Source organism: Shinella sp. GW821-FHT10F02, from assembly GCF_058809275.1.
In genome coordinates this window covers 244327-259435 of the sequence record NZ_JBXASL010000004.1, presented here as the reverse complement: position 1 = coordinate 259435, position 15109 = coordinate 244327, and the positions used below count along the sequence as shown (strand labels likewise).

Sequence of the window (15109 nt, the reverse complement as noted above, 5' to 3'; positions counted from 1 at the left end):
AATTGATGTCGTTTAGGTTCAGGCGCTCGTCGCGTCGACCGGCCTCAGGCGTAGTCCCAGCAGCGTTTCGACCGAGTTGAGCGCGATCTCGACCAACTCGCTCTCGCCGAAAAGTTCGCCGGCAAGGCAGCCTTCCAGCCACAGCCCGTCGAGCAGGCCGTTGATGGCGATGGCCAGCGTTCGGCAGCGCTCCGGCGAGGCATCCTGGCCGCGCTCCGTCAGGAAATCGGCAAGCAGGCTTTCCAGCGCGTTGCGAAAGCTCAGGTAGCCTTCGCGGTGGATGGCGGCGAGTTCGGGATCGACGCTGACCCGGCTGATGAACGAGGCCCAGAGCGAGAGGCTGCGGCTGTTGGCGACCGGTTCCGTCAGGTTGATGACGATGAAGTCGCGCAGCCGCGTTTCCGGATCGCCGGTCACCCGCTCGGCCTTTTCGGTGAGCCGGCCGATGACGATGCGATAGGCCTCCTGAAGGATATGCTCCTTCGACTGGAAATAGTGCCGGATGAGGCCCGCCGTCACTCCCGCCTTGATGGCGATCTGCCGGACCGTCGCACCCTCCAGGCCGTATTCGGCAATGCAGTCGAGCGTCGCCTCGATCAGGTCGTGGCGGCGTTCGGCCTCTGGGGCGCGATGGAAGGTCCGGCGGGCCATTTTTTCTCCGTTAAGCCGCGCGGCGCAGCACCGGCCGCGTCAGGCAGGTCGGGCCACCCTCGCAGGCGATGCACAGCGCATCCGCCTCGAAGGTCTCGACGGTGCAGCCGGCCGCTTCCATAGCCGCCTTGGTGGCCGGGAAGCCTTCCACCATGATGACCTCGTAGGGCCTGGTCGGCAGCACGTTGAGCGACAGGCCGTTGCTGGCATGAAACTCGTCGGCCGGCGCCTCGATGAGGCGGATGCCGCGCTTCTTGAGGAGCTGGTAAAAGGCCGCCGGCAGCAGCGGCGCGAAGACGAGCGCCAGGTCTTCGGCAAGCGGGCTCATCACGCTCATCAGGTGCAGGCAGGCCTCCTCGCCGTGCCAGAGCGGCAGGTCATAGGCGAGCACGGTGATGCCGTGCGGCGCCAGGATGGCGGAAATCTGGTCGATGCCTTCCTGGTTGGTGCGCACGCCGCGACCGATGACCAGCGTCTTGGCGTCAAGCCAGATGCAATCGCCGCCCTCGACCGTGCCTTCGCCCTGGATGCGGCCGAGGATCGGAATCTGGCGCTCGGCATAGGCTTTCTCATGCAGCGCCGTCTCGGCGACGCGCAGCGGCTTGCCCATGCGCAAGAGGATCGCACCATGGTCGGACATCAGCGACGGATCATGCGTGAACATCGCGTCGGCGAGGCCATCGCCCTCGTCCTCCAGCCAGATGATCTCGGTGCCGGATTTTTCGACCAGCTCGGCGAAGGCCTTGTACTGGTGCACGGCGCGCGCGCCGTCGAAGGTCGGGCCGTAATGCCACTTGGCGGCGTCGGCCCCCTTCAGGCTCTCGCCGGGGCGGCGCATCAGAACGCGCATCAGGGGGGCCGACATTTCCTGCGAACCGTAGGCGGTCATTCAATGCTCCTGCTGGAAATTTGATCATGGGTGGGCGCTGCCAGAAAAGTCAGCGTTTGACCTATTATACGCTTGAATAATTTCTTAACAAGTGCCACGATGCTTTCCACAAGACGTCACGACGGGCCGAAGATGCCCGCGGGAACGCTGAAAAACAGGGGAAGTTTGGCATGATCCATGCATCGATTTTCCGTGCGCTGGAGACCTCTCCACGATGACGGAACGCGCCGAGGCTATCGCGGTCAGGGACCTGCACAAGCGCTTCGGGCCGCTTGAAGTTCTCAAGGGCGTATCACTCACCGCGCATGAGGGCGATGTCATCGCCATCATCGGCGGTTCGGGTTCCGGCAAGTCCACCTTCCTGCGCTGTATCAACATGCTGGAGCTGCCGAGCGCCGGATCGGTGACGATCCATGGCGAGACGATCGCCATGAAGAAGGACGGCCATGGCGGCATGATGCCATCCGACCGCAAGCAGGTGCAGCGCCTGCGCTCCCGCCTGGGCATGGTGTTCCAGAGCTTCAATCTCTGGCAGCACATGACCATCCTCGAAAACGTCATCGAGGCGCCCGTGCATGTGCTGGGTGTCAAGAAGGACGAGGCGATCAGCCGCGCCGAGGCGCTGCTGCGCCGCGTCGGGCTCTATGAGAAGCGCGACGCCTATCCCGCCTTCCTCTCCGGCGGCCAGCAGCAGCGCGCGGCGATCGCCCGGGCGCTGGCCATCCAGCCCCATGTCATGCTCTTCGACGAACCGACCTCCGCGCTCGATCCCGAACTGGTGGGCGAGGTGCTCTCCGTTATCGGCGACCTCGCCAAGGAGAAGCGCACGATGATCCTCGTCACCCACGAGATGAAGTTCGCGCGCAATGTCGCGAGCCACGTCGTCTTCCTGGCGAACGGGGTCATCGAGGAACAAGGCCCGCCGGACGAACTGTTCGGATCGCCGAAATCGGAGCGGCTGAAAAAATTCATCAGCTCCATCCACTGAGAACCAAAAAAACCAACAGAGGGAAAATCATGAAGAGTGCCTTGAAGACAATCGCCCTTGCTGCCGCGATCGGCCTTGCGGCCATTTCGGGCGCGGCTGCCCAGCAGGTCCGCGTCGGTTTTGCCGCCGAGCCCTATCCGCCCTTCACCTCGCCGGATGCTTCCGGCAACTGGCAGGGCTGGGAAGTGGACTTCATGAAGGCGATCTGCGCCGAAGCGAAGCTCGACTGCGTCATCACGCCGGTCGCCTGGGACGGCATCATCCCGGCGCTGACCACCAACAAGATCGACATGATCATCGGCTCCATGTCGATCACGGCGGAACGCCTGCAGACGATCGACTTCTCCGACAAGTATTACAACTCGCCTCCGGGCATCATCGGCGCCAAGGACGTGAAGTTCGACGCGACGCCGGAAGGCCTCTCCGGCAAGACGCTCGGCGTGCAGGTCGCGACCATCCACCAGGTCTATGCCAACAAGTATTTCGGCGAGGCGGGTGCCACGGTCAAGGAATACCAGACGCAGGATGAGGCCAACAACGACCTCGCAGCCGGTCGCATCGATGCGGTGCAGGCCGATTCCATCGCGCTTACCGACTTCCTGAAGACCGAGCAGGGCGCCTGCTGCGACATGAAGGGCACCGTGAAGGACGATCCGGAAATCCTCGGGCTGGGCGTCGGCGTCGGCCTGCGCAAGGGCGAGACGGAGCTGAAGGACAAGATCAACGCCGCCATCAAGGCGATCCGCGCCAACGGCACCTACGACACCTTCTCGAAGAAGTATTTCGACTTCGACGTCTACGGCGGCTGATAGTCTGCCCTGTCTCTGATGCCGGCGGCACTTGCCGCCGGCCTTTCTCCTCGAATGGACACGAGACCCCATGGCCGATGCCGGATCGCTGATCAACTGGAGCCTGCTTGCGCTCGAACCGCCCGGCTGGGGCGGGGTGATGCTGGCGGGGCTCTGGCAGTCCCTCCAGATTGCCGTCGGCGGTTATGCGCTCGGCTTGATCCTCGGCACCGGCGGCGCCATGGGCAAGCTTTATGGCGGCCCGGTCACCAAGGACCTCTTGGAGGTCTACACCACGCTTGTACGCGCGGTGCCGGAGCTCGTGCTGATCCTCATTCTCTACTATGCCGGCACGGATGTGCTGAACCAGTTGTCCGCGCTCGTCGGCTTCGGTCCTGTCGATATCAGCGGCCTTGCGGCGGGCATCTTCGTCATCGGCGTCGTGCAGGGCGCCTATTCCACGGAGGTTCTGCGCGGCGCGATCAAGGCGGTGCCGGCGGGGCAGATGGAGGCGGCGCGCGCCTATGGCATGTCGCCGTTCCAGGTCATGCGCCGCATCACGCTGCCGGCCATGCTGCCGCACGCCATTCCCGGCCTCTCCAATCTCTGGCTGATCGCCACCAAGGACACGGCGCTCCTCGCCGTGGTCGGCTTCAGCGAGCTGACGCTGGTCACCCGCCAGGCAGCGGGCAGCACCAAGGCCTACCTGCTGTTCTTCTGCGCGGCCGGTGTGCTCTACCTGATGATCACGCTGGTCTCCAATGTGCTGATCGGCTTCATCGAGCGCCATTATCGGCGCGGCATGGCGAGGACCGCCTGATGAGCGATCCGACCATTGCCGCCCTCGCGCTGACCGAATTGCCGACGAAGGCAAGCATGTTCAAGCCGCATCGCATCGTGCTGATGGCGATCGCCGCGATCCTCGTCTTCTGTATCGTCTGGTTCATGCGCTGGGACTGGGTGCCGAAATATTCCGGCCGCCTCGCCTATGGCGCCGGCGTGACGCTGCTGATGCTGTTTTCGACGGCGATCCTCGGCTTCATCCTCGCCGTGCCCATCGGCCTGGTGCAGGTGACGGGGCCGTGGCCGCTCAAGGTGCTGGCGCGGATCTTCTGCACGGTCATCCGCGGCACGCCGCTGCTGTTGCAGCTCTGGCTGCTCTATTACGGCCTCGGCTCGCTCTTCCCGCAGTTTCCGGAAATCCGCAATTCCTTCCTCTGGCCCTATCTGCGCGAGGCCTGGCCCTATGGCGTGGCGGCGCTCACCCTCTCCTTTGCCGCCTATGAGGGCGAGGTGATGCGCGGCGCCTTTGCCGGCGTGCCGCCGGGCGAGCTGGAGGCCGCGCGCGCCTATGGCATGAGCCCCTTCACCGTCTTCCGCCGCATCTGGCTGCCGCGTGCCGTGCACCGCGCCCTGCCGACGCTGAATGGCGAGACCGTGCTGCAGCTGAAGGCGACGCCGCTGGTGGCGACCATCACCGTCATCGACCTCTATGCCGTCATCTCCAAGGTGCGGCAGGAGACCTACATTACCTATGAGCCGCTCTTGCTGCTGGCGCTCATCTATCTCTGCCTGACCGCCATCCTGGTTGTCACCTTCCGCTACTTCGAGAGCAAAATCCCCACGCGTGGTGCCTGAAATGACGATCCATACGACGCTGCAAAATTCCATGCCCGAAATGGTGGCGATCCGCCGCGACCTGCACGAGCACCCGGAACTGGGCCTGGAGGAGGTGCGCACCTCCGATGTCATCGCGCGCCATCTGGAAAGCTACGGCTACAAGGTCACGCGCGGCCTCGCCAAGACCGGCCTGGTCGCGACGCTGGTGAATGGCACCAGCCGCAAGTCGATCGGCATCCGCGCCGATATCGATGCCCTGCCGATCTTCGAGGAGACCGGCCTTCCCTATGCCAGCAAGACGCCGGGAAAAATGCATGCCTGCGGCCATGACGGCCACACGACCATGCTGCTCGGCGCGGCGAAGGCGATCGCCGAACGGCGCAATTTCGACGGCACCGTGCACCTGATCTTCCAGCCGGCGGAGGAGAATTTCGGCGGAGCGAAGATCATGGTGGAGGAGGGGCTGTTCGACAAATTCCCCTGCGACGCCGTCTTCGCGCTGCATAACGAGCCGGGCCTGCCCTTCGGCCAGTTCGCGCTGCGCGACGGCCCGATCATGGCGGCGGTCGACGAGGCGCGCATCACGGTGAACGGCGTGGGCGGTCACGGCGCGGAACCGCAGGAGACGCTGGACCCGATCGTCGGCGGCGCCTCCATCGTCATGGCGCTCCAGACCATCGTCTCGCGCAACATCCACCCGCTCGATCCGACGGTCGTAACGGTCGGCTCCTTCCATTCGGGCTCTGCCAGCAACATCATCCCGAGCCGCGCCGAAATCGTCGTCGGCATCCGCTCCTTCGACCCCGCGGTGCGCGACGAGCTTGAGCGCCGCATCCGCCTCATCGCCGAGCGCCAGGCCGAAAGCTACGGCATGACGGCGACGGTGGATTACCAGCGCTTCTATGATGCGACGGTCAACCACACGGCCGAGACGGACCTGGTGCGCCAGCTCGCCACCCGCTTTGCCGGCGCCGACAAGGTCGTCGACCTTGAGCGGCCCTTCATGGGCAGCGAGGATTTCGCCTATATGCTGAAGGAACGGCCGGGCACCTATTTCTTCCTCGGCGGCAAGGGCGGCGAGAACGACAAGTCGCTCCATCACCCCGGTTACAATTTCAACGACGACCTGCTGCCGGTCGGTGCCGCCTTCTGGACGGAGCTTGCCGAGCACTACCTTCGGGCCGGCTGATCGCCGCAATTCGAACACAATTAAGGCCCGCCAAAGCGGGTCTTTCTGCCGATTTTTAGGGCGTCACACATTCGTGAAGCCCTTGAAATCGGCACGGGGCATTTTTACCGCCACAATCGTTAACGGCGCCGCGTCTCGCTGCACCTTTACCGCGCACGACCTTCGATCGTGCGAAGAGCGTTAAGATTTCCCATTTGAAATCAGAACATTGCTGGCGTGCCAGTTTTGCAAACAAACCGTCCATCCGGACGGTTTGTTTGTTTTCATGCGCCTTCGGTTGTGCTCCGCGAGCCCGGTTTTCATCGTTCAATAAACGTTGACACCTGTTTCCAATTTGAGACCCTTCCATCCTTCAATTTGAGGGACCATCTTTATTTCACGAGAGCGACATAACGCTCCCGGAAGGACTGATGGGAAACGACGATGTCGAAGCGTGCCGACCGAAAGACCGCCCTGGACGCCCCAGAAAAGCGCTCCGCACCGACCCCGCCACCAGCGCGCGATGTCACGCGGCCGCGGTGAAATTCACCCGCCAGTTTTGAAACAGAGACATATCAAAAGCGCATAGAGAAGGACCACCACAATGACCAAGACCCTTAACACGACCTTTGTCGCCGCCCTTGTCGCCGCCTCCGTCTTTGGCGGCACCGCAGCGTTCGCCGGCGGTGACGGCGACTACTATTCGGGTGTTTCCCGCGAGCCGACCCAAAGCCAGAAGATCGACCGCTTCACCACGCAGAGCATTCGCAACGGCCATGCGGTGACCAGCACCCGGAGCACGGAAAACATCGGCCCGGCCAACGGCGACTATTACCGCGGCGTCGACCGCAACGACCGCTGACCCGGCATTTCTACCCAATACTCCTCCCAGGACTGAACCAGGACCATGACAATGACCAAGACCCTCAACCTAGCCTTTACCACCACGCTGGTGGCCGCCACGCTCTTCGGCGGTTCCGCCGCACTGGCCGGCGGCAGCTACTACGACGGCATCTGGCCCAGCGCGAAGCAGGACCGGATGATCGAGGAAAAGCGCCAGAGCAACCCGCGCGCCTATTCGGAATATACCAGGCAGGACGTCCGCGCGAAGCGCGTCGGCCCCGCCGATGGCGACTATTATCCGGGCCTCGACAGCTCCACGCTGGCCGATCGCTAAGCGGCAAAGCCCTTTCGTCATTCCACTCTCGAAGCTCCCGGTGCGAACCGGGAGCTTCTCGCGTTTAAGCCCGGCGGCGGCCGAAATGCCGCACGCGGGCGATTGTCGCGGTGCGGCAACGTGGGCCGCGCCGCCGAATTGACCTTTGCCTGTTTTGCGCCGCATTCTTTCATGCAGCCGCAACGTGCAGTCACCTGCGGCAGCCTCATGAAAGGACGCGGTCCATGTTCGAATCGCTGGACGCAACGCTGCTCGCCCGGTTCCAGTTCGCCTTCACGGTGTCGTTCCACATCGTCTTCCCGGCCTTCTCGATCGGCCTTGCGAGCTACCTCGCCGTGCTGGAAGGCCTGTGGCTCTGGACGAAGGACGAGGTCTATTTCGCCCTGTTCAATTTCTGGAAGACGATCTTTGCGCTCGCCTTCGGCATGGGCGTCGTCTCGGGCATCGTCATGTCCTACCAGTTCGGCACGAACTGGAGCGTCTTCTCCGACAAGGCCGGGCCGGTCATCGGGCCGCTGATGGGCTACGAGGTGCTGACGGCCTTCTTCCTGGAGGCGGGCTTCCTCGGCGTCATGTTGTTCGGCTTGAACCGCGTCGGCCCGAAACTGCATTTCTTCGCCACCCTCATGGTCGCCGTCGGCACGCTGATTTCGGCCACCTGGATCCTCGCCGCCAATTCCTGGATGCAGACGCCGGCGGGCTTTGCGGTCAACGATGTCGGCCAATTCGTTCCGGTCGACTGGTGGGCGGTGATCTTCAACCCGTCCTTCCCCTACCGGCTGGTGCACATGGTTCTCGCCGCCTATCTCACGACCGCCTTCGTGGTCGGCGGCGTCGGCGCCTACCACCTCTTGCGCGGCGACGCACCGAAGCGCGCGAAAAAGATGTTCTCCATGGCCATGTGGATGGCGGCGATCGTCGCGCCCATCCAGATCTTTGCCGGCGACATGCACGGTCTCAACACGCTGGAGCACCAGCCGGTCAAGGTGATGGCGATGGAGGGGCACTACCAGAGCCATCCGGATGGCGCGCCGCTCATCCTGTTCGGCATTCCGAACTCGGCCGAGCAGCGCGTCGATTACGCCATCGAGATCCCGAAGCTTTCGAGCCTCATCCTGAAACATGAACTGAACGCCCCGCTTGCCGGCCTCGATTCCGTGCCGAAGGAGCTGCATCCGCCGGTCGGCATTGTCTTCTGGGCGTTCCGCATCATGGTCGGCATCGGCTTCGCCATGCTGAGCATCGGGCTCTGGTCGCTGTGGTGTCGGTGGCGGGGCACGCTCGGCGAGAACCGCTGGCTGCACCGCGCCGCCGTCCTGATGGGGCCTGCCGGCTTCGTCGCCGTGCTTGCCGGCTGGGTGACGACGGAGGTCGGCCGCCAGCCCTATACGGTCTACGGCCACCTGCTGACCGCCAATTCGGTAGCGCCGATCGATGCGCCCGCCGTCGCGACCTCGCTCATCGCTTTCATCGTGGTCTATTTCCTCGTCTTCGGCGCCGGCACTTTCTACATCCTGCGCCTGATGGGCCGCCTGCCGCGCGATCCCATGCCGGATCTGCAGGACGGCCCGCTTCGCACCGCCGGCATCACGCCCGCCATCGCCACCAAAACCGGGAGCCACCACCATGGCGCTTGACCTTCCCTTCATCTGGGCGGCCATCATCGCCTTTGCGGTGCTCGCCTATGTCATCCTCGACGGCTTCGATCTCGGCGTCGGCATCCTCTTTCCCTTCTTCAAGGAAAAACACGACCGCGACGTGATGATGAACTCGGTCGCCCCCGTCTGGGACGGCAACGAGACCTGGCTGGTGCTCGGCGGCGGCGGGCTGATGGCCGTCTTCCCGCTCGCCTATGCGACGATCCTGCCGGCGCTCTACATGCCGCTCATGCTGATGCTGCTCGGCCTCATCTTCCGCGGCGTCGCCTTCGAATACCGCTGGCGCACGAAGCGCGGCGAATTCCTCTGGGACATCGCCTTTGCCGGCGGCTCGATGGTCGCTGCCTTCTCGCAAGGCGTGGCGCTGGGCGCCCTCGTGCAGGGCATTCCGGTCGCCGACCGCGCCTATACCGGTGGCTGGTGGGACTGGCTGACGCCGTTCTCCATCGCGACCGGCTTCGCACTCTTGATCGGCTATGCGCTGCTCGGCGCCACCTGGCTGGTGATGAAGACGAGCGGCCCGCTTGCCGAACGCGCGCGGCGCTATGCGCTGAGGGCAGGCATCGGCATGCTTCTGGCCATGGGCATCGTCAGCCTGTGGACACCCTTCCTCGAACCGCTCTACTTCGAACGCTGGTTCGGCTTTCCGACCGTCATCTTCAGCCTGCTGGTGCCGCTGCTCGTGCTCGGCTGCTTCGCGCTGCTGATCCACGGCCTGCGCACGGAGCATGATTCCCGGCCGTTCCTCGCCGCACTCGGCCTCTTCGTGCTCGGCTTTGCCGGCATCGGCATCAGCTTCTATCCCTATATCGTGCCTGCCTCGCTGACGATCTGGGAGGCCGCCGCCCCGCATGAAAGTCTTGCCTTCCTGCTCGTCGGCGCGGTCGTGCTGGTGCCGATGATCCTCGGCTACACGGCCTATGCCTACTGGGTCTTTCGCGGCAAGGTCGATCCGGAGGAGGGCTATCACTGATGACGGAGAACTCCACCGCGCGAAAACTTCTATGGTTCGTGGGGCTCTGGGCGGGCGGTGTGCTGGCGGTCACCATCCTCGGTTTCGCCATCAAGCTCGCCATCGGCACGTAACCTAACGTTACGTTAAAATAGCCAGCTTCGCGCCAGCTTATATGCCTAGGTTCCGCCTCGGCCAGCATGCAGGCCCGCAAGTGGAAGACAGGACCGCACCCTCCTTTCGCTTAACCCCCGGGCCTGCATGTGGCCTAGTGTCTCGCGACAGAGAGATACCTTCCCCCCCAAACATTCCTCTGCTATCCGGTTGCCCATGAAGGAGACCGGCATGGCGAAGACCGCGGCAGACTGCACGACGATGACGGACATCCGAGAAAACATCGACCGGGTCGACCAGGCGCTGATGGCGCTCTTCGCCGAACGCTGGAGCTTCATCAACCGCGCGGCCGAGATCAAGGTCGGCCTCGGCATCCCTGCGGACGTGCCGGAACGCGTGAAGGAAGTGCGCGACAACGCCCACCGCAACGCGACGGATCACGGCCTGGATGGTGATTTCTACGAAGGGATCTGGGCTGAGCTCATCCAGCACGCCATCGAGCACGAAAAGAAACTGCTCGGCGAGGAATAAGCCTCAGAGCTGGTTGCGCTTGCCGAGGTGATCCTCCCAATCGAGCGCCGTGCGCACGATGAAGGCGAGGTTGTCATGCTCGGGCTTCCAGTCGAGTTCCTGCATGGCGACTGACGGATTGGCGACGATGAGCACCGCATCGCCCGGCCGGCGGGCGGCAAAACGCACCGGGAATTCCACGCCGGACACCGCCTTCACCTGTTCCAGCACCTCCAGCACGGAAAAGCCCCGGCCATAACCGCAATTGGCGACGATCGAGCCGCCGCCGGCCCGCATGCGCTGCAAGGCCTTGAGATGCGCATTGGCAAGGTCGGTGACATGAATATAGTCGCGCACGCAGGTGCCGTCCGGCGTCGGATAGTCCGTGCCGTAGACGTCCATGCCGTTGCGCTTGCCGAGTGCGGCTTCGCTGGCGACCTTGATGAGATGCGTGGCGCCCGCCGTCGACTGGCCGGTGCGCCCGCGCGGATCGGCGCCCGCGACGTTGAAATAGCGCAGCGCCGTATAGGTGAAGTCATGCGCGGCGGCAGTATCGCGCAGCATGATCTCGGTCATCAGCTTCGAGGAGCCATAGGGCGATTCCGGCCGAAGGGCAGCGCTTTCCAGCACTGGCTCGGTTCCATCCGGCGTGCCGTAGACGGCAGCGGTGGAGGAGAACACGAAATGCGGCACCTTGGCCGCGACGGCGGCCGCGATCAGCGCTCGTGACTTGACCGTGTTGTTCTCGTAATAGGAGAGGGGATCGGCGACCGATTCCGGCACGATGATCGACCCCGCGAAATGGATGATCGCATCGATGCTGTTTTCCGCAAAGATCGTCGAAAGCACGGCGGGATCGGCGATATCGCCCTCGTAGAACCGCGCTTCCGGCGCCACGGCCCAGCGGAAGCCGGTGGAAAGCCGGTCGAGCACGACGACCTCTTCCCCGGCATCGACGAGCGCCCAGACCATGTGGCTGCCGATATAACCCGCGCCACCCGTAACCAGAACCGCCATGCCAACCTCCGAATCGTCCGAATGGCAGGCATATCACCCCGCACACCGGCAGGACGCAACCCCGCGCACGCCCCTCGCTTCAAAGGATAGACGAAATGTCCGACCGTTTCATCGTGCTCTCCGGCTGCTCCGGCGGCGGAAAATCCACCCTGCTCGAAGCGCTCCGCCAGCGCGGCCATGCCGTCGTCGAAGAACCCGGCCGCCGCATCGTGCAGCAGGAATTGGCAACCGGCGGCAGCGCCTTGCCGTGGCAGGACCTTGCGGCCTTCGCTCACCGTGCAATCGACATGGCGCTCGCTGATAGAGAGGCAATGCAAGACCACCCCGGCCTCGTCTTTTTCGACCGCGGCCTGATCGATGCCGCATCGGCGCTCGAGGTGCATAGCCGCGAACCCGTTCTGGCCGCGCTCGCGGCTGAACATCGCTACAACCGGCTGGTTTTCCTCACCCCGCCATGGCCGGAAATCTATGCCGGCGACCCCGAACGCCGACACGGCCTCGACGCCGCACTCGCCGAATATGATCGCCTCAAAGACGTCTATCCGGCGCTCGGCTACGAGGCAATCATCCTGCCGAAAGTGACGGTCGCCGAGCGCGCCGATTTCGTGCTCCGCCATCTGTCCTAATGGTCAGCGCGCCGCGATATAGCGGGCGAGACGGTCGGCAGCTTCCGCCACGTCCTTCGGATCACGCAGGAAGCAGGCGCGCATGAAGAGCTCGCCGCCGGGGCCGAAGGCCGTTCCCGGCGCCAGGCCCACATTGGTGCGATCGACGATGTCGAGCGCCGTGAGCCGCGAATCCGTGACACCGTCGATCGTCAGGAACGCATAAAGCGCCCCATCCGGCTTCAGCGTTTCCACCCGGTTGGTGGCGATCAGCGCATCGCAGAAGACGTCGCGGTTCTTCGCCGCCTTGTCGATATTCCCCTGCACGAAGGCATCGCCCTCGTCGAGCGCCACGATCGCACCCTGCTGCAGGAACTGCGGCACGCCGGAGGTGGAATATTGAATGAGGTTTTCCAGCACCTGGCCGATTTCCGGCGGCGCGACGATCCAGCCGACACGCCAGCCCGTCATCGACCAGTTCTTCGAGAAGGAATTGACGAAGACGACCCGGTCGCCCTCTGCCATCACATCAAGGAAAGACGGCGCCCGCCCGCCCGCATAGTGATAAAGCGCATAGATCTCATCGGCCATGATCCAGAGGTCATGCCGCCGCGCGATCGCCAGCAGGTTGGCAAGGTCTTCGCGCGTCGCCGTCCAGCCGGTCGGGTTGGAGGGCGTGTTGACGAAGAGCACGCGTGTCTTCGGCGTGATCGCCGCTTCCACCCGGTCGAGATCCACCTGCCATCGCCCGCCGGCGAAATCGAGCGTTACGGCGATGGGATTGGCACCGGAAAGCTCCGCCGCCGCTGCGAAATTCGGCCAGGCCGGTGTGAGATAGACGACATCGTCGCCCGGCGAAACGAGCGCCTCGATGGCAAGCTTGATCGCCTGCATGCCGGATCCGACGACATAAAAATGCTCCGCCGGCAGCGCCGCGCCGAAGCGACGGGCATAATAACGCGAAAGCGCCGAGCGCAATTCCGGAATGCCCCGCTGCCAGGTATAAAAGGTCTCGCCGCGCAACAGAGCATCGGAGGCGGCGCGGGAAATGAACTCCGGCGTCGGCAAATCTCCTTCGCCGACCCACAGCGGGATCAGCCCCTCGCGCCCGCGCGCATAATTCACCACCTCGACGATCCCGCTTTCCGGCGCCTGAAGCGATCGCGGGCTGAGGCTTTCGATAAGGGTCATGCAAATCACTCCGGCAAGATCTCGCCCGCGCAGGGGCGGACAAGCTCTAGCCGGTTTCGTACGCCGGTTCACGCCAGTTTATCTGACGCTCCCATTGAATTCATTGATGGAAGCGCTCGCATATTTGAGAGGCCGCCTCGGCCGGTGTCGCCGTTCCGCCATGCGCCGCGAAAGCAAGCGCGAAAAGAGGCGCGACAGGGCATCAAGCCCCTGCCATTCCGGCCGCTCCAGCGGATCGGCAAGTGTCTTATTACATTCATCATTCCGCCTCGCGGCGGTATCGAATGCCATCATCCATTCCGGGCTCATGATCTGCTCCTTAAAACGTTGTTTCGTGTTGCAGGAGAGATAGGCGGGTGCGCCGGGGGATCGTAGACGCAAGCATGAAACGGCCGTTTCAGCCGCGTTCGATGCAGGCGGGCGGACTTTCCGCTATAGTCCGACCCATGGCGTGGAGACGAACGTGAACGAAGTCGACTGGGACGATCTGAAGCTCTTCTATCATGTGGCCGCGGAGGGCGGCCTCGCCGGCGCTTCCATGCTGACAGGCATCAGCCCGCCGACGATCGGCCGCCGCATGCTGGCGCTGGAACGCACCATGGGCCGCACTCTGTTCATCCGCAGCCAGCAGGGCTACCGGCTGGCGCCGGACGGCCAGATCCTGATGGAACATGTCCAGACGCTGCGCAAGACCGTCGCAGACATCACCCAATGGCACGGCGACGCCTTCACCCTGCCGATCGTCTCCATCGCCGGCGATATCTGGCTTTCCGGCTTCGTCGCGGAAAACACAGCAGCGCTCCGCCATGCGGGTGACGCTTTCCGTCTCTGCTGCAAACGCTGGCTGCCGGAGGACGACCTGACCTTCCGTCGCGGCACCGTGGCCCTCTTCGCCGCCGCGCCGAAGAGCGGCAATTTCGCGGTGCGTCGCACGGTCGATGTCGCCTATTGCGCCTATCGCGCGGTCGCGGCCAGCACCAGTGACGACCTGCCCTGGATTTCCATCGGCACGGAAGTCGCCTTGTCGGAAGTCGAAAAATGGGTGTTCCGCCATCGCGAAGGCCAGATCCACACCTGGACCAACGCCCCCGAACTCCTGCCGAAACTGATCGCCGGCGGCGCTGGCCGCGGCGTGCTGCCCGCCTATCTCGGAGACAGCATGCCCGCCCTGATGCGGGAAGGCGAGCTCATCGAAGACCTCACCCATCCCATCTGGCTCGCCGTCAACGACGACGACCGCCAACGCCCCGAAGTCCGCACCACCCTTGACCGGCTGGCAGCGCTGCTGAAGCGCAACGAAGCGCTGTTTTCCGGAAACCAGCCGAGGTTCCCCGCCGCGCGGGTCGTTCCGCGAGCGGCGGAGTAGAACGCCTAGTGCGTCGTCGGCACGTCATCCTCTTCCAGGAATGACCGAATGCCATCCCGCGCCACGGTGGCCAGGAATTCATCGAAGGCCTCACGATCCGTGGCGAATGGTTCGTCCCATTCAAACAGGTCCTCGTTCTGCGTGACGACCTCCAGCTTCCAGTCGTTCTGCGTGCCGGCCGGCCTGTAAATATCGACGAGCACGGTGATGTCCTCTTCGGTATATTCCCCGGAGAGTTCGGAATGTTCCAGTTTCGGTTGTTTGGCCACGGCAGAAGATCCTCGAAGAGCGCCTCTCCCGACCAGGCACCCTTGGCACCTCATCAGGGAATGCGACAGAACAGGACGGCCAGCGTGATCTCGCGGCAGCAACGTGACGTCAATCGGTCGCCCGACCCCGATCTAAAACTATCGGC

18 protein-coding genes are annotated in these 15109 nt (G+C 63.9%); 12 read left to right on the top strand and 6 right to left on the bottom strand.

The genetic code is table 11. The annotated features are described in order from the left end of the window. Positions 1-18 precede the first annotated feature (18 nt). Both AC1RWL_RS14415 and AC1RWL_RS14410 read right to left on the bottom strand, forming a co-directional pair. Positions 19-651, bottom strand: coding sequence for a TetR family transcriptional regulator C-terminal domain-containing protein (locus AC1RWL_RS14415; protein ID WP_493095085.1), 633 nt, complete (start codon positions 649-651; stop codon positions 19-21). Between the two features lie 10 nt (positions 652-661). After that, a complete protein-coding gene (locus AC1RWL_RS14410) occupies positions 662-1540 on the bottom strand; it encodes a dimethylarginine dimethylaminohydrolase family protein (RefSeq protein WP_493095084.1) in 879 nt (292 codons plus the stop codon). Between the two features lie 214 nt (positions 1541-1754). On the opposite strand from AC1RWL_RS14410, the gene AC1RWL_RS14405 reads away from it, so the two are divergent. The 10 genes from AC1RWL_RS14405 (at position 1755) to AC1RWL_RS14360 (ending at position 10536) form a co-directional block, all read left to right on the top strand. Beyond that, on the top strand, positions 1755-2528 hold the full coding sequence (locus AC1RWL_RS14405; protein WP_439631442.1) for an ABC transporter ATP-binding protein: 774 nt from the start codon (positions 1755-1757) through the stop codon (positions 2526-2528). 29 nt (positions 2529-2557) lie between these two features. Next, on the top strand, positions 2558-3337 hold the full coding sequence (locus tag AC1RWL_RS14400; RefSeq protein ID WP_493095083.1) for a transporter substrate-binding domain-containing protein: 780 nt from the start codon (positions 2558-2560) through the stop codon (positions 3335-3337). A gap of 70 nt (positions 3338-3407) precedes the next feature. Continuing rightward, positions 3408-4136 (top strand): ABC transporter permease, encoded by a 729-nt coding sequence (locus AC1RWL_RS14395; protein WP_435266588.1) that lies wholly within the window; start codon positions 3408-3410, stop codon positions 4134-4136. Beyond that, complete coding sequence (locus tag AC1RWL_RS14390; protein WP_435266587.1) at positions 4136-4954, top strand: ABC transporter permease subunit; 819 nt, start codon at positions 4136-4138, stop codon at positions 4952-4954. The genes AC1RWL_RS14395 and AC1RWL_RS14390 overlap by 1 nt, the downstream gene beginning before the upstream one ends. A 1-nt stretch (position 4955) precedes the next feature. Next, on the top strand, positions 4956-6125 hold the full coding sequence (locus tag AC1RWL_RS14385) for a M20 aminoacylase family protein (RefSeq protein ID WP_493095082.1): 1170 nt from the start codon (positions 4956-4958) through the stop codon (positions 6123-6125). 583 nt (positions 6126-6708) lie between these two features. Continuing rightward, positions 6709-6966 carry a hypothetical protein gene (locus tag AC1RWL_RS14380; protein ID WP_435266585.1) on the top strand — a complete coding sequence of 86 codons (258 nt, stop codon included), beginning with the start codon at positions 6709-6711 and terminating at the stop codon, positions 6964-6966. Positions 6967-7017: 51 nt separating this feature from the next. Next, a complete protein-coding gene (locus AC1RWL_RS14375) occupies positions 7018-7281 on the top strand; it encodes a hypothetical protein (protein ID WP_435266584.1) in 264 nt (87 codons plus the stop codon). 224 nt (positions 7282-7505) lie between these two features. After that, positions 7506-8918: a cytochrome ubiquinol oxidase subunit I gene (locus AC1RWL_RS14370; RefSeq protein ID WP_435266583.1), complete on the top strand. Its 1413-nt coding sequence runs from the start codon at positions 7506-7508 to the stop codon at positions 8916-8918. Continuing rightward, a complete protein-coding gene (cydB, locus tag AC1RWL_RS14365) occupies positions 8908-9912 on the top strand; it encodes a cytochrome d ubiquinol oxidase subunit II (RefSeq protein ID WP_493095081.1) in 1005 nt (334 codons plus the stop codon). Before AC1RWL_RS14370 ends, cydB begins: the two co-directional genes overlap by 11 nt. Before the next feature lie 324 nt (positions 9913-10236). Continuing rightward, a complete protein-coding gene (locus AC1RWL_RS14360) occupies positions 10237-10536 on the top strand; it encodes a chorismate mutase family protein (RefSeq protein WP_493095080.1) in 300 nt (99 codons plus the stop codon). A gap of 3 nt (positions 10537-10539) precedes the next feature. Here the strand turns inward: AC1RWL_RS14360 and galE are convergent, their stop codons facing one another. Beyond that, a complete protein-coding gene (galE, locus tag AC1RWL_RS14355) occupies positions 10540-11532 on the bottom strand; it encodes a UDP-glucose 4-epimerase GalE (RefSeq protein WP_435266581.1) in 993 nt (330 codons plus the stop codon). A gap of 95 nt (positions 11533-11627) precedes the next feature. Here galE and AC1RWL_RS14350 point away from each other — a divergent pair, with 95 nt between their 5' ends. Next, a complete protein-coding gene (locus AC1RWL_RS14350) occupies positions 11628-12158 on the top strand; it encodes an AAA family ATPase (RefSeq protein ID WP_493095079.1) in 531 nt (176 codons plus the stop codon). Positions 12159-12161: 3 nt separating this feature from the next. Here AC1RWL_RS14350 and AC1RWL_RS14345 read toward each other — a convergent pair whose 3' ends face one another. Then, on the bottom strand, positions 12162-13328 hold the full coding sequence (locus AC1RWL_RS14345; protein WP_493095077.1) for a pyridoxal phosphate-dependent aminotransferase: 1167 nt from the start codon (positions 13326-13328) through the stop codon (positions 12162-12164). A 78-nt stretch (positions 13329-13406) separates the two neighbouring features. Next, positions 13407-13637 carry a hypothetical protein gene (locus AC1RWL_RS14340; RefSeq protein WP_493095076.1) on the bottom strand — a complete coding sequence of 77 codons (231 nt, stop codon included), beginning with the start codon at positions 13635-13637 and terminating at the stop codon, positions 13407-13409. 154 nt (positions 13638-13791) lie between these two features. Between AC1RWL_RS14340 and AC1RWL_RS14335 the strand changes: the two genes are divergently transcribed. Next, a complete protein-coding gene (locus AC1RWL_RS14335; protein ID WP_493095074.1) occupies positions 13792-14694 on the top strand; it encodes a LysR family transcriptional regulator in 903 nt (300 codons plus the stop codon). Positions 14695-14699: 5 nt separating this feature from the next. Here AC1RWL_RS14335 and AC1RWL_RS14330 read toward each other — a convergent pair whose 3' ends face one another. Further along, a complete protein-coding gene (locus AC1RWL_RS14330) occupies positions 14700-14963 on the bottom strand; it encodes a hypothetical protein (RefSeq protein ID WP_319323828.1) in 264 nt (87 codons plus the stop codon). Positions 14964-15109 lie beyond the last annotated feature (146 nt).